This window comes from Wocania arenilitoris (assembly GCF_021728535.1).
Classification (GTDB): domain Bacteria; phylum Bacteroidota; class Bacteroidia; order Flavobacteriales; family Flavobacteriaceae; genus Wocania_A; species Wocania_A arenilitoris.
In genome coordinates this window covers 119,511-135,255 of sequence record NZ_JAKKDU010000008.1, presented here as the reverse complement: position 1 = coordinate 135,255, position 15,745 = coordinate 119,511, and the positions used below count along the sequence as shown (strand labels likewise).

9 protein-coding genes are annotated in these 15,745 nt (G+C 33.8%); all 9 read left to right on the top strand.

All coding sequences use genetic code 11. The annotated features are described in order from the left end of the window. Window positions 1–11: 11 nt before the first annotated feature. Window positions 12–1,034, top strand: a complete 1,023-nt coding sequence (ruvB, locus tag L3X37_RS08375; protein WP_237239789.1) for a Holliday junction branch migration DNA helicase RuvB — start codon at window positions 12–14, stop codon at window positions 1,032–1,034. 152 nt (window positions 1,035–1,186) lie between these two features. Further along, window positions 1,187–2,530 carry a cytochrome-c peroxidase gene (locus L3X37_RS08370; protein ID WP_237239720.1) on the top strand — a complete coding sequence of 448 codons (1,344 nt, stop codon included), beginning with the start codon at window positions 1,187–1,189 and terminating at the stop codon, window positions 2,528–2,530. A 47-nt stretch (window positions 2,531–2,577) separates the two neighbouring features. Next, window positions 2,578–3,498, top strand: coding sequence for a tRNA epoxyqueuosine(34) reductase QueG (gene queG / locus L3X37_RS08365; protein WP_237239719.1), 921 nt, complete (start codon window positions 2,578–2,580; stop codon window positions 3,496–3,498). A 52-nt stretch (window positions 3,499–3,550) separates the two neighbouring features. Continuing rightward, entirely contained in the window at window positions 3,551–5,845 is a 2,295-nt protein-coding gene (locus tag L3X37_RS08360) for an NADP-dependent malic enzyme (protein ID WP_237239718.1), read from the top strand. 57 nt (window positions 5,846–5,902) lie between these two features. Beyond that, window positions 5,903–6,484, top strand: a complete 582-nt coding sequence (ruvA, locus tag L3X37_RS08355) for a Holliday junction branch migration protein RuvA (protein ID WP_237239717.1) — start codon at window positions 5,903–5,905, stop codon at window positions 6,482–6,484. Window positions 6,485–6,490: 6 nt separating this feature from the next. Next, window positions 6,491–13,735, top strand: a complete 7,245-nt coding sequence (gene sov, locus L3X37_RS08350; RefSeq protein WP_237239716.1) for a T9SS outer membrane translocon Sov/SprA — start codon at window positions 6,491–6,493, stop codon at window positions 13,733–13,735. Window positions 13,736–14,139: 404 nt separating this feature from the next. Further along, on the top strand, window positions 14,140–14,520 hold the full coding sequence (gcvH, locus tag L3X37_RS08345; protein WP_237239715.1) for a glycine cleavage system protein GcvH: 381 nt from the start codon (window positions 14,140–14,142) through the stop codon (window positions 14,518–14,520). After that, window positions 14,513–14,890: a VanZ family protein gene (locus L3X37_RS15405; protein ID WP_369409885.1), complete on the top strand. Its 378-nt coding sequence runs from the start codon at window positions 14,513–14,515 to the stop codon at window positions 14,888–14,890. Before gcvH ends, L3X37_RS15405 begins: the two co-directional genes overlap by 8 nt. Before the next feature lie 59 nt (window positions 14,891–14,949). After that, window positions 14,950–15,672 carry an energy transducer TonB gene (locus L3X37_RS08340; RefSeq protein ID WP_237239714.1) on the top strand — a complete coding sequence of 241 codons (723 nt, stop codon included), beginning with the start codon at window positions 14,950–14,952 and terminating at the stop codon, window positions 15,670–15,672. Window positions 15,673–15,745 lie beyond the last annotated feature (73 nt).

Sequence of the window (15,745 nt, the reverse complement as noted above, 5' to 3'; positions counted from 1 at the left end):
AGGAAGTAGATATGAACGAAAACTTAGATCCAACAGACGAGCATTTTTCACCTGAAGAATTAGATGTAGAAAAAAAATTAAGACCCTTGTCATTTGATGATTTTACGGGTCAGGATCAAGTTTTGGAAAATCTTCAAATTTTTGTTCAAGCAGCAAACTTACGCACCGAAGCTTTAGACCATACCTTATTTCATGGGCCACCAGGATTAGGTAAAACCACATTGGCGCATATTTTAGCAAATGAGCTAAGTGTTGGTATTAAAGTAACTTCTGGTCCTGTTTTAGATAAACCAGGAGATTTAGCAGGATTACTTACAAACCTTGAAGAGCGCGATGTGTTATTTATTGATGAAATTCATCGATTAAGCCCTATAGTTGAAGAGTACTTGTACTCTGCAATGGAGGATTACAAAATCGATATTATGATTGAAACAGGACCTAATGCAAGAACGGTCCAAATCAATCTAAACCCGTTTACATTGGTTGGTGCAACAACACGTTCAGGTTTATTAACCTCACCAATGCGAGCACGTTTTGGAATTCAAAGTAGATTACAATATTATAAAACAGATTTACTAACGACTATTGTGCAGCGTAGTGCAACTATTTTAGATGTGCCTATTACTATGGAAGCAGCTATAGAAATTGCAGGACGAAGTCGGGGCACACCAAGAATTGCCAATGCTTTATTACGTCGTGTTCGAGATTTTGCACAAATTAAAGGTAATGGAAGTATTGATATTAAAATAGCAAAATACGCCCTAGAAGCTCTAAATGTGGATGCGCATGGATTGGATGAAATGGATAATAAGATTTTGTCAACGATTATCGAAAAATTTAAAGGTGGACCAGTAGGAATATCAACTATTGCCACAGCTGTAAGCGAAAGCCCTGAAACTATTGAGGAGGTTTACGAGCCCTTTTTAATACAACAAGGATTTATTATGCGTACTCCACGCGGTCGAGAAGTAACCGAACAAGCGTATAAACATTTAGGTAAAATTAAAGGGTCTGTTCAAGGTGGGTTGTTTTAGTATTTAACGATAATTTTACCTAAAGTAATTTATCGAACAAATAAAACCTTTTAACAGATTAACTAATAATTCGTTTAATTTAACAAAAAAGTTGTAAGGTTTTTTGTAGTGTTGTTATGTTTGAAACTTAAAACGTAATAACCCCATTTATAATGAAAAACCTACGAGTATGTAACCTGCTTGCTATTTGTATAGCAACTCTGTTTTTTTCTTGTGCTACAGATAATGATGATTATGTAGACATCACACTTCAAAACAACTTAGAAAAGAAAATTCTTGAATTATACGGTTCTAAAGATGCATTAATTCTTCCAGCCTCAAATGATTACTTAGCAATTCCTAATGATGTTAATAACCCTATAACTGATGCTAAAGTAGCCCTAGGTAAATTGCTTTATCATGAAACAGGATTAGGTTTAAACCCTAAGCAACCTGAAGGCATGAGCACCTATTCATGTGCAAGTTGTCATCATGTAGCTGCGGGATTCCAAAGTGGCATTTTACAAGGCATTGGTGAAGGTGGTTTTGGTTTTGGTTCGTTTGGCGAAGGACGCATTAAATCTTCAAACTATATGGAGGAAAATTTAGATGTACAACCCATTAGAAGCCCAAGTGTATTAAATGTAGCCTATCAAGATGTAATGTTATGGAATGGGCAGTTTGGTGCTACAGGAACCAACTCAGGAACTGAAGTAAGTTGGACAATTGGAACTCCAAAAGAATCTAACACATTAGGTTTTGAAGGTGTGGAAACTCAAGCCATTGCTGGATTAGATGTACATAGATTGGTTATTGATGAAGATTTTATAAAAAACTCATCTTATAAAATAATGTTTGATGAAGCCTATCCTAATGTCGATGAAAGCGACCGCTACTCTAAGTTAAATGCTGGTTTGGCAATTGCAGCTTACGAGCGTACATTGCTTCCAAACCAAGCACCATTTCAAAAATGGCTTAAAGGCGAAGAGCAAGCCATGAGCAATGAAGAGTTACAAGGCGCAACATTATTTTTTGATAAAGGTAAATGCTATACATGCCATTCTGGACCAGGTTTAAATGGTATGAGTTTTCATGCATTGGGAATGAATGATTTGGTAGGTGAAAACGTATTAACAGTAGTTGATGAAGCAACAAAAAAAGGACGAGGCGGATTTACAGGGAACAGTAACGATGATTACAAATTTAAAACGCCACAATTATACAACTTAAAAGGGGTAGGTTTTTATGGCCATGGTGGAAGCTTTAAAAGTGTAAAGGATATTATTAGTTATAAAAATGCAGCGGTACATGAAAATGTAGAGGTGCCATCAGAAAAGCTGTCTTCAATGTTTACGCCTCTTAATTTAACAGAAAGTGAAGTAGATTTTTTAACTCTATTTATTGAAAGATCTTTATACGACGATAATTTAACACGATATGTACCAGAAAAGTTACCTTCTGGCAATTGTTTCCCAAATGCAGATTCACAATCGCAAAAAGATTTAGGATTCATTTAAATTAATTTTAAAAACAAAATTGTAGTTTAGATGTTTTAATAAACAAAGTGAACAAATTAAATTACTCAAAACTCATAAAAACCGAAGCTAAACGCCTCGGTTTTTTGTCTTGTGGTATTAGCAAAGCGCAGTTTTTAGAAGAAGAAGCACCGCGATTAGAAAAATGGTTAAATAACAATATGCATGGAGAAATGCAGTACATGGAAAACCATTTTGATAAACGCTTAGACCCAACAAAACTTGTTGAAGACTCGAAAAGTGTCGTGTCGTTATTATTAAATTATTATCCCGAAGTAACTCAAACTAAAAATACCTTTAAGCTATCTAAATATGCCTTTGGTACCGATTATCATTTTGTAATAAAAGACAAATTAAAATCACTTTTAAACTTTATTCAAGATGAAATTGGCGAAGTAAATGGACGTGCTTTTGTAGATTCAGCACCAGTTCTCGATAAAGCTTGGGCTGCAAAATCTGGTTTAGGTTGGATTGGTAAACACAGTAATTTACTAACCCAACAAGTAGGCTCATTTTATTTTATAGCAGAATTAATAATTGATTTAGAATTAGATTATGATACTCCAGTTACCGACCATTGCGGCACGTGTACTGCCTGTATTGATGCTTGCCCTACAGAAGCCATAACTGAACCATATTTGGTAGATGGGAGCAAATGCATATCTTATTTTACCATAGAATTAAAAGAAAACATCCCTACAGAATTTAAAGGACAGTTTGACGATTGGATGTTTGGTTGCGATGTTTGTCAAGATGTTTGTCCATGGAATAAATTTAGCAAACCACATAATGAGCCCCTTTTTAGTCCTCATCCAGATTTACTTTCAATGACTAAAAAAGACTGGGAAGAAATAACAGAAGACACGTTTAAAAAAGTATTTAAAAAATCTGCTGTAAAGCGCACTAAGTTTTCTGGCTTAAAAAGAAATATTAGTTTTTTAAAAGATTAGTTGTTTCGTTGATAGGATTATTATATTTGCAAATTAGTTAATTAACTACATTATGAGCGAAGAAAGCAAACGAAGAGAAGCCCTTATATATCACGCAAAACCAACTCCAGGAAAAATAAAAGTTGTTCCAACTAAAAAGTATGCGAGTCAAAGAGATTTGTCATTAGCCTATTCACCTGGTGTAGCAGAACCCTGCTTAGAAATTGAAAAAGATAAAAATAACGCGTATAAGTATACAGCCAAAGGTAATTTAGTAGCCGTAATATCTAACGGAACAGCAGTTTTAGGTTTAGGCAACATTGGTCCAGAAGCCTCTAAACCTGTTATGGAAGGAAAAGGTTTGTTGTTTAAAATTTTTGCTGATATTGATGTTTTTGATATTGAAGTTGATACTGAAAACGTTGACAAATTTATAGAGACCGTTAAAAATATTGCACCCACTTTTGGAGGCATTAATTTAGAAGATATAAAAGCTCCTGAAGCTTTTGAAATAGAACGCCGCTTAAAGGAAGAATTAGATATTCCTGTGATGCACGACGACCAACATGGAACTGCAATAATTTCTGCAGCAGCACTAATTAATGCTTTAGAGCTCACCAAAAGAAAAATTGAGGAAACAAAAATTGTAATAAGCGGAGCTGGAGCTGCAGCCATTTCGTGTTCAAGATTATATCAAGCTTTTGGAGCTAAACGCGAAAACATGGTTATGCTTGATAGTAAAGGTGTTATTAGAAATGACCGAGAAAATTTATCTAAAGAAAAAGCAGAATTTTCAACGCATAGAAAAATAGACACATTAGATGAAGCCATGAAAAACGCTGATGTTTTTATTGGTTTATCAATGCCAGATATTGTAACTCCAGAAATGCTTTTAAGCATGGCAAAAAATCCTATTGTATTTGCCATGGCTAACCCAGATCCAGAAATAAAATACGATATTGCTGTTGCTACACGTAAAGATATTATTATGGCAACTGGCAGAAGCGATCACCCTAATCAAGTTAATAACGTATTAGGCTTTCCGTTTATATTTAGAGGGGCGCTAGATGTGCGCGCCACAAAAATTAACGAAGCAATGAAAATGGCTGCTGTTAAAGCACTTGCCAGATTAGCCAAGGAACCCGTGCCAGAACAAGTTAATATTGCTTATGGAGAAACACGACTAACTTTTGGTAAAGATTATATTATTCCTAAACCATTCGATCCGCGTTTAATTGCTGAGGTTCCACCAGCTGTTGCAAAGGCAGCTATGGAAAGCGGTATTGCTAAAGAACCAATTACCGATTGGGAAAAATACAAAGATAATCTTAGAGAACGTTTGGGTTCAGATAATAAATTAGTCAGACTATTACTCAACAGAGCTAAACTAAATCCAAAGCGTGTTGTTTTTGCCGAAGCCGATCAATTAGCTGTTCTAAAAGCAGCGCAAATAGCTTATGAGGATGGCATTGCATTTCCTATTTTACTAGGTAGAAAAGAGACTATTCAACACCTAATGAAAGAAATAGAGTTTGATGCTGATGTGCCAATTATAGATCCTAAAACCGAAGAAGAAAATTCTCGTAAAAATAAGTATGCCAAAGTATATTGGGAGCAACGTAAACGAAGAGGTGTAACACTTTATTCAGCTCAAAAACTAATGCGGGAGCGCAACTATTTTGCAGCAATGATGGTTAACGAAGGTGATGCCGATGCTCTTATTTCTGGGTATTCTAGAAATTACCCAACGGTTGTAAAACCTATGTTAGAACTTATAGGTTTGGCAAAAGGAGCCACAAGAATAGCCACAACAAATGTTATGATGACTAAAAGAGGACCACTTTTTTTAAGTGATACCTCAATTAACATCGATCCAAGTGCTAAAGATTTAACCAAAATAGCACAAATGACAGCTTGGATTATTAAAATGTTTGGTATGGAACCCGTTATGGCAATGACTTCGTATTCTAACTTTGGGTCTTCAGAACATATTAATGCATCTAAAGTACGAGAAGCAGTATCGTATTTACATCGTCATTTTCCAGATATGCTTGTTGATGGCGAGTTACAAACCGATTTTGCTTTGAATGATGATATGCTTCGCGAAAAATTTCCATTTTCTAAACTAGTCGGAAGAAAAGTAAATGCACTCATTTTTCCAAATTTAGATTCAGCAAATATTACCTATAAATTACTAAAAGAACTCAATGAAGCACAATCCATTGGCCCAATAATGATGGGTATGCGTAAACCAGTGCATATTTTACAATTGGGAGCCAGTGTTGATGAAATTGTAAACATGACAGCCATTGCGGTAATTGATGCACAGCATAAAGAAAAGAAGGAGCAAGAAAAGACGAATGCTTAATCGTTATTTAATGTAAATAATTTTATTACATTTGGTTGATTAAGATTAAGGGGATTTATGATTACTCACATTCAAGGAAAACTTACCGAAAAAAATCCAACACATGTTGTTATTGAATGTAACGGAGTAGGCTATATACTCAACATTTCGTTGCATACCTATTCTCAAATACCGGATGGAGAACAATTAAAATTATATACACATCTTCAAGTTAAAGAAGACTCTCATACACTTTATGGGTTTTCATCTTTGGCAGAACGCGAAATTTTCAGATTACTTATTTCTGTAAGTGGCATTGGTTCTAGTATTGCGCGTACCATGTTATCCTCTTTAACACCAAAACAAGTAAGAGAAGGTATTGCAGTTGGCGATGTGGCATTAATTCAATCTATTAAAGGTATTGGAGCAAAAACAGCGCAGCGTGTTATTATTGATTTAAAAGATAAAATTTTAAAGATTTACGATATTGATGAAGTTTCTGTTTCTAAAGACAATACCAATAAGGATGAAGCGTTAACTGCATTAGAAGTCCTTGGTTTTACTAAAAAGCAAGCAGAACGTGTTGTCGATAAAATTATAATGTCTCAACCCGATGCTAATGTTGAAACCATTATAAAACAAGCTTTAAAAAATTTATAACAGATTTTGAATATAACTAACCTAAATTTTTATAAATCGATAAAACATTATCTTTTTTTAGTTTTTGTGCTATTGTTTTCACTTTCAATGTGGTCTCAGCAACCAGTACAAGCACAAGATTCTGTAAAAACGGGATTTAGTTTAGGAAAAATAAAAGCTCCAAACCCAAATAGTGTTCAGTCTAAATATACTTTCGATCCAGTAACGAACCGTTATATTTATACCGAAAAAATAGGAACTTACAATATAAAATACCCTGTTATTTTAACACCAAAGGAGTATTTTGATTTGGTTGCTAAAGAAAATTTAAAGTCCTATTACAAAGAAAAAATTGATGCTTTTGATGGTAAAAAATCAGGAGCCAAAGACGGCCAAAAAAACTTAATTCCTGAATTTTACGTAAAGTCAGATTTTTTTACTTCAATTTTTGGAAGTGATACCATAAGTGTTATTCCTCAAGGTTCTGTTGAGATGGATTTAGGGATTTTGTTTACAAAACAGAATAACCCATCATTTTCCCCACGAAACAGAAGTAATTTTACTTTTGATTTCGACCAACGTATCAGTTTAAGTTTATTAGGTAAAGTTGGTACTCGACTTCAAGTAACAGCTAATTATGATACACAATCGAGTTACGATTTTCAAGATATCATAAAGTTGGAATACACACCGACTGAAGATGATATTATTCAAAAAATAGAAGTTGGTAATGTAAGTATGCCATTAAATAGCTCGTTAATTACAGGAGCGCAAAGTCTTTTTGGTGTTAAAGCACAATTGCAGTTTGGTAAAACAACAGTTACAGGTGTGTTTTCTGAGCAACGATCGCAATCTAGTAGTGTTGTTGCCCAAGGCGGCGGAACACTTGAGGAATTTGATAAATTCATTCATGATTATGATGAAAACAGGCACTTCTTTTTAGCACAATACTTTAGAGACACTTATGATACTGCTTTAGAAACTTACCCCTATATAAATAATCGTGGTTTACAAATAACAAGGCTTGAAGTATGGGTAACAAATAGAAGTAACAGAACTGATAATATTAGAAATATTGTTGCGATTCAAGATTTAGGTGAATCAGACGTAATAGGATTACAAACTCCACCAGGAGGCTTTGTAAATGTTGGGTTTGGTGCTATTCCTGATAATGGCAATAATGATTTCGATCCAACTGCTATTGGCTCAACAAGTGTGTTAACTGATGCCGTTAGAGATGTCGCAACAGTACAATCGGGAATTTTAGTACCTAATGTAAATGAAGGATTTGACTATGCGAAATTAGAAAACGCAAGAAAATTAATTAATGGGCAGGAGTATACTTTAAATAAGGATTTAGGGTATATTTCATTAAGTCAGCGCTTAAATAATGACGAAGTTTTAGCAGTGGCTTTCCAATTTACCATTGCAGGACAAGTGTATCAAGTAGGAGAATTTGCAAATGATGGGATTGCTGCAACCGATGTAGATAATAATTCTGGGCAAATCACCAATCAGAATTTAGTATTAAAAATGCTAAAAAGTAGTATTACAGATGTAAATCAACCAGTTTGGGATTTGATGATGAAAAACATTTATGATACAGGTGCATTCAATTTAAGTCAAGATGATTTTACACTTAATATATTTTATAACGAAGCCTCACCTTTAAATTTTATTTCACCAGTTGGAAGCACGCCATTTCCAGATCCTGGTCCTGTAGAAAAACCCTTAAACGAAACGCCTTTACTAAGAGTGTTTAATTTAGATAAATTAAATTTTAATAATGACCCGCAAAGTAAGGGTGATGGTTTTTTCGATTTTGTACCTAACATAACGGTGTTGCCTCAAACGGGTAAAATTATTTTTCCAAGCGTAGAACCTTTTGGAGAATATTTATTTGAAAAATTATCACTTAATCCAGCGGAAGATTATAATGTTAGTTCAACATATAACGAAAATCAAGCTAAATACGTTTACGACATATTATATAAAAGCACAAAAACCGCTGCTTTAGATGAGTTCGAAAAAAATAAGTTTAAATTAAAAGGGCGTTATAAATCTGTTGGTGGTGGAGGTATTCCAATTCCATTTGGAACAGCTCGGGGTTCCGTAACGGTAACAGCAGGCGGGCGTGTTTTAGTTGAAGGCGTTGATTATGTAGTGAATTATCCTGCGGCAAGAGTTGAGATTTTAGACGAATCATTAAAAGCTTCTAATACTCCAATTGAGGTGAATACTGAAAACAATGCGGTTTTTGGTCAACAAACAAGACGCTTTACAGGTATTAATATAGAGCATAAATTTAATGAAAACTTTGTTTTGGGTGGTACACTTTTAAACTTAAATGAACGCCCTATTACTCAAAAAGCAAATTACGGTACAGAACCTATAAATAACACCATTTTTGGACTTAATGGTAATTTTTCAACTCAAGTGCCTTTTTTAACGCGGTTGGTAAATAAACTACCCAATATAGATACTGATGTAGAATCTAATTTGTCCTTACGTGGTGAGTTTGCTTATTTAGCACCCGGAGCTCCAAAAGGCACAAACCTTAATGGCGAAGCCACATCTTACGTTGATGATTTTGAAGGAACTCAAGGAAGCATCGATTTAAAATCGCAGCTATCGTGGTTTTTATCAAGTACGCCGTTTGACACCGATTTGGGATATGTAGAAGTAACCGACCCAAATAGTGCGTTAAACTTGCAAAATGGTTACCAAAGGGCCCTATTAAACTGGTATTCAATCGATCCTATTTTTTATAGTTCTAGAAGACCAGACGACATTTCGGATGATGATTTATCAGATTTATTTACAAGTCGTGTTTTTATAAACGAACTGTTTCCAGATAGACAGTTAGTACAAGGTCAAAATTCGGTGCTTTTCACTTTAGATTTAGCATATTATCCATCAGAAAGAGGCCCATACAACTTTAATCCTGCAGCAAACGGAAACACATTACCAAATCCTCAAGAAAGTTGGGCAGGAATTACCCGTCAATTAACATCAACAGATTTAGAACAAGCTAATGTAGAATATATTGAATTTTGGTTGCAAGATCCATTTCAAGAAAACCCAGCAAACCCAGGTGGTAAACTGGTGTTTAACTTAGGTAATATTTCTGAGGATGTACTATCAGATGGAAGAAAACAATACGAAAATGGATTACCCGATTCATCGAACAATGCGTTTACAACAGAAACGTCTTGGGGAAAAACACCATCAAATCAATCATTAATTTATGCCTTTGATTCAACGGGAGAAGATAGAGTGCTTCAAGATATTGGTTATGATGGTTTAAGTGATGCAGATGAAAGTGTTAAATTTCCAGATTTTGCAGGGTTAGAAGATCCAGCAAATGATAATTACAGTTATTTTTTAGATACACAAGGTAATATTTTTGAGCGTTACAAAAAGTATAACGGCGTTGAGGGTAATACACCAGATACCTTTTCAGATACTGTAAGAGCTGCAAATACACAACCAGACGCAGAAGATATTAATCGTGATAACACCATGAATACGATTAATAGTTATTTTGAATATGAGTTAGATATTACGCGTCAAAACTTACCAGAATCTGAAGCAGATTTAGATAATTTACCAACCAGTAATCCTTTAAAAGATTTTTTAAGAGATATAAAAGTGAGACCAAGGGCTTTGCCAAATGGAGATTCAAAAGATGTGCGTTGGTATCAATTCAGAATTCCAGTACAAGGTAGTCACGTCACTTCAATTGGAGGGATTAGCGATTTACGTTCTATAAGATTTGCGCGTGTATTTCTAAAAGAATTTCAAGAGAACACCGTATTTCGTTTTGGTACTTTAGATTTAGTACGTAGTGATTGGAGACGATACACAAAAGCTTTAGATGAAAATGACGCAACACCAGACGACCCACAAACCGATTTCTCAGTAGGTGTTATAGGTACGCTTGAAAACGAAGGAAGTTACGCAAGACCACCAGGGATTGAACCAGAAGAGCTCTTTAATAATAACACTGTTGTTCCACAAAATGAACAATCGTTAGTGGTTAATGTATGTAATTTAGAATCAGAAGATTCAAAAGCAGTATTTAAAAACATAAGTATAGATATGCGTCAGTATAAGCGTATAAGAATGTTTATGCATGCCGAAGCTGATGATTCTGGAAATCCATTGGATAATAATGATTTGGTAGGATTTATTAGAATAGGTAACGATTTAAATGAGAATTTTTATCAAATAGAAATCCCATTACAAGTTTCAACTTCAGCTACAAGAGAAGGGCTTTGGCCAGAAGAAAACGAAATTAATTTACCAATAGATGTTTTAGGGCAAATTAAATCTATAGGAATTTCAGATGGTACTTTAACCAACTTAAGCCCCACGTTTTATGATGTTATTAATGGCGAAGCTGTACCTGTTACTGGCGATCAATATTCAAATTACATAGCGGGTCAGCATAGAATAGCCATAAGAGGAAATCCTAATTTTGGAGATGTAAGAACATTAATGGTTGGGGTTAAAAATGCTACAAATAGAGATGATATTTGCGCCGAAGTTTGGTTTAACGAGTTGCGTTTATCCGATTTAGATAACAAAGGTGGTTGGGCTGCAGTTGTAAGTATGGATACAAACTTTGCAGATTTTGCGAATATTAGTGCAACGGGAAGACAGAGCACTTCTGGTTTCGGGGGTATAGAGCAAGGTCCAAGTCAGCGTGCATTAGAAGATGTTAAACAATACGACGTGGTAACTAATGTTAATATTGGGCAATTATTGCCAAAAAAATGGGGCATACAAGTACCATTTAATTATGCGCAAAGTGAAGAATTAATAACACCAAAATTTGATCAGTTTTATAAAGATTTAACCTTAGATTCTAGATTAGATGCTGCAAATGATAGTGCTGAACGGGAGAAAATAAAAGAACAATCTGAAGATTATACCAGACGCCAAAGCATCAATTTTATTGGTGTTAGAAAAATAAGAACAGGCGATGCTAAACCGCGTTTTTACGATGTTGAAAATTTAACACTCAACTATTCTTACAATAAAGTTGAACACCGCGATTTTGAAATTGAAAACTCAGTCAATAAAACCGTTCGAGTTGGTGCAAATTATGCATTCAATTTTAACCCCATTACAGTTGAACCTTTTAAAAAGAACGACTCATTATTTAAAGGCAAGTATTGGAGAATTTTAAAAGATTTCAACTTCAATTTATTGCCAACAAGTTTTACGGTTAATACCGATATAAATAGGCAGTTTAATAGACAAAAATTTAGAGATATCGATTTAGGTGTTGGAAACATTGGTATTGAAGAATTATTTAGAAGAAATTACACGTTCGATTTTCAATACACCATTAATTATAATTTAACAAAGGCTCTAAATTTTAATTTTACAGCAGCCAACAACAACATTGTACGTAATTATTTTAAAGATAATATTGTAAATGGCGAACAAGATCCAACCTTAGATGTTTGGGATGGCTTTCTAGATTTTGGAGACCCCAATAAGCAAACACAAAGTTTGGGTCTTAATTATAAATTGCCAATAGATAAAATACCAACCTTTAGCTTTTTGTCAGCAGATTACAGGTACAATGGCGATTTTATGTGGCAAAAAGGATCAGATTTATTTGGTGAAGTTTTAGGTGGAGAAGTTAATAGTATTCAAAACTCAAATAATCATAGTCTAAATACAACTTTAGACATGAAAAAGCTCTATAAATATATTGGTTTAGTAAAAAAGCCAGTAAGAAATGTAAGGTCAAGAACACCACAAAAAGGCAGACCCCCTGGAGCAGCAAATCAAAATAAAAAACCTGCAAAGAGCAAAAATAAATCAGTTACAAAATTATTAAATGTCGGTGTTGATATTTTAACAAGCATTAAAAGAGTTCAGGTTAACTATTCTGAAAATAACGGTACATTTTTACCAGGATATACTCAAACACCTGGGTTTATTGGTACGTTAAGACCAACCTTAGGTTATACTTTTGGTAGTCAGCGTAATATAAGAGATCTAGCAGCTAGAAATGGTTGGTTAACTGTATTTCCAGAATTTAATCAACAATATACCGAAACACATACAAAGCAGTTGGATTATTCGGCAAATTTAGAGCCAGTAAGAGATTTAAAGATAGATTTAGTTGGTAACAGAGCATATTACGAAAATTATAATGAGAATTTTAGAGTTGAAGATTATAAGGATGCAGATGGAAATTTAGTTTCAGATGGATTTTTACCAGATGGAATATTGGATTATAATTCTTTAACACCAAATGCCTTTGGGAACTTTAATATTTCTACCATTTTAATTAAAACGGCATTTAGTAAAAGTGATGAAAACATATCAGAAGCATTTAACGATTTAAGGTCTAATAGATTAAAAATTGCAGAAAGACTTGCAGAAAAATTTTATGGTAATACAACATACGCGAGAGATGCAGAAGGCTACCCGTTAGGTTTTGGTAAAAACAATCAAGCGGTTTTATTGCCGGCATTTTTGGCAGCTTACTCGGGGCAAGATGCAAGTAAAGTTAAAACTAGTGCTTTTAGAGATATACCAATTCCTAACTGGGATTTAAAGTACACAGGCTTTATGAAGTTTAATTGGTTTAAAAAACGTTTTAAACGTTTTTCTATAACACATGGCTATCGTTCAACTTACACCATAAATCAGTTTAGTACAAATTTAGATTTTGATACTAAAGCTGTAACAGATCCTAACAATCCAAGTACATATCAGCTAGATCAAGGTGGCAATTTTAAAAATGAAACCTTGTTTAGCAATATAAATTTGATGGAACAATTTAGTCCATTGGTAAGGATAGATTTCGAAATGAAAAATTCTATGAAAATACTTGCCGAGGTTAGAAAAGATAGGATGTTATCACTTAGTTTCGATAATAATTTATTGACCGAAATACAAGGAAATGAGTATGTTATTGGATTAGGATACAGAATAAAAGATGTACGTATTCGTTCGCAACTTGCTGGACCAAAAAAGCGTATTGTGAGTGATTTAAATATGAAAGCCGATATATCTGTTAGAGATAACAAAACCATTATACGCTATTTAGATTTAGATAATACCCAGGTAACAACAGGTCAAACCATTTGGGGTTTAAAATACTCAGCCGATTATGCCTTTAGTAAAAATTTAACGGGGATTTTCTATTTTGATTATGCATTTTCAGAATATGCTATATCAACAGCATTTCCTCAAACAACTATTCGATCAGGTTTAACACTGCGATATAATTTTGGGAATTAATCAAAAAGAATTCCCCGCATGCTTGCATCGAGGTTTTCGCTGAGATTGTCATTCTCGCGTATGCGGGAAACTAATAATGAAAAATAATTGATAAACGTAAAGTTTTAATAATCAAACCCGTTATGCATTTTGAAACAAAATGATTGTTATAGGTCAGTTCGAGTGATTTTGAGGCACGAAAAATTGTATCGAGAACTAATTAATAATTTAAAATTCTTATTCTCGATACAAATTTTACTCATTTCAATCGTAAAATTTACTCGAATTGACAGAATTTTATCAAAATGCACAACAGGTTAATCAATATAAAAGCAATCAAATTATTTTTTATTATACAATCTATTTGAAATTATAATCCGAATAAATACATTTGTCAAAATAAACATCCAACTTAAATTATTATAATGAACATTCCATCAGAATTAAAGTACACTAAAGACCACGAGTGGATTAGTATTGAAGGCGACATAGCAACCATTGGTATTACCGATTTTGCTCAGAGCGAATTAGGAGATATTGTATATGTTGAGGTTGAAACTGTTGACGAAACCCTTGATGCTGAAGAAGTTTTCGGAACCGTTGAAGCTGTAAAAACAGTATCAGATTTATTTTTACCATTATCTGGTGAAATTATTGAGTTTAATGAAGCTTTAGAAGACGAGCCAGAAAAAGTAAATAGTGACCCTTATGGTGATGGCTGGATGATAAAACTAAAGTGCTCAGACCTTTCTCAGGTTGAAAACCTTATGTCTGCTGACGATTATAAAGCACTTATAGGTGCTTAAAAAGTATGCACTTATAATTGCGATATTCTATACGCTTGCTCTGGCTTTGGTGAGTTTAGTTAAAATAAATAACTTACCAAATGTGGGAATTTCGCATGCCGATAAAATATTTCATTTTTTAGTATATAGTGTGTTAGCTTTTTTATGGGTTAACACGTTTTTTTTCAAGTTTAAATGCAAAAAAACAAAGGCGATACTTTATGCTACATTGTTTTCAATAATATTTGGTATAATAATTGAGGTATTACAAGGGAGTATTACAGCGTCGAGACATACTGATGTTTATGATGCTGTTGCTAATACTCTAGGTGTGTTAATTATGATGTTAATATTGTTAATTAACAAAAAAGCATATATTAAAAATATATAAACGTTTGCTTTTTTGACAAATAAATAGTTATTTTAGCAATCTTCAAAAACAATTAAATTATGGAACCTAAAAAAAATCCTAAAGCAAATGTAGGTAGAAACAGTTCGCTGTATTTCGCAATCGGCTTATGTTTAATGCTTTTTTTAACAAATTATGCCATTAACTACAAAACATATGATAAATCTGATCTAGATTTAGGACAGTTAAATTTAGATGATTTAGATGAGGAAGAAATTCCACTAATTGAACAAATAAAAACGCCACCGCCACCGCCACCGCCACCAGCAGCTCCTGAAGTTATTGAGGTTGTTGAGGATGAAGAAGAGGTTGAGGAAACGGTTATAGAATCTACAGAATCTGATCAAGAAACTGAAATTGTTGAGGTTGAAGAAGTTGAAGTAGAAGAAGTAGAAGAAGATATAGAAGTCCCTTTTGCAGTAATTGAAAATGTACCTGTTTTCCCAGGATGCGAAAAAAAGAGAACTAATAATGAGAAGAAAGCTTGTATGTCTGAAAAGATTCAAAAGCTTGTTACTAGAAAGTTTAATACAGATTTAGCTGGTGATTTAGGTTTGTCAGGAAGACAACGTATTAACGTGATTTTTAAAATTGATAAAACAGGTAGCGTAGTAGGTATTCGTGCAAGAGCACCACATCCAGGTTTAGAGAAAGAAGCCAAACGTGTTGTTGGTATGCTACCTAAAATGAAACCAGGAAAGCAAAGAGGAAAAGCTGTAACTGTTCCATATTCTTTACCAATAGTTTTCCAAGTACAAGATTAAATTGAAAAGTCTTTCATCGGTACTTTTGTAGCGATGTATCTATTGAAATTATCATTACTGCAAAGGCAGGAAT